The 452-nt window shown below is 38.1% G+C and carries 1 protein-coding gene; it reads right to left on the bottom strand.

Going from position 1 to position 452, the window contains the following annotated elements:
• Positions 1-145: 145 nt before the first annotated feature.
• Positions 146-452: hypothetical protein (locus AAY72_RS16795; protein WP_197408361.1), on the bottom strand; the 307-nt coding region annotated here is incomplete at its 5' end.

Here is a 452-nt window from a genome sequence, read left to right as displayed (position 1 = left end):
AATTCAGAAAACGTATAACGCCGCGGTAAACGGCAGAATTTAAGTTGCGGTTTTGTGGAATACTTTTGCGCAGCAAAACCACAAAGCCGCGACTTAAATTCTGTCCAGTGGAGCGCAGCGGAACGATGTTTGACCGCTTTGTTAGCTACTTTGCTTTATTTAGAGTGATCTCTCTGTCAAGCCTGTCGAAGTTCCAAGAATAAAAGTACTCATTAAATTTAAAGCCATTAAGATTTTCGCTCCAAGAAGTGATGGGTTCCGTTTGATTCCAAGTAGCCTCAAAACTTAGCGAAGTTCCCTCTTCATTACATTTTAAAATTTTTGGCTCTCCATTTGAAAATTTTTCTGAAGTCTCAATTTTAGTTCCTGGTTTGCATTTAGTACTAAATTTGACCAATGTTGAAAAAGTATAATCCTCATTTTTTAAGACATAAATTGCCTGAGGGATCCCC

The organism is Alishewanella sp. WH16-1 (assembly GCF_001441695.1).
GTDB lineage: Bacteria > Pseudomonadota > Gammaproteobacteria > Enterobacterales > Alteromonadaceae > Alishewanella > Alishewanella agri.
The sequence above is the reverse complement of the archived record's forward strand: the minus strand, read 5'-3'. Positions and strand labels throughout refer to the sequence as shown.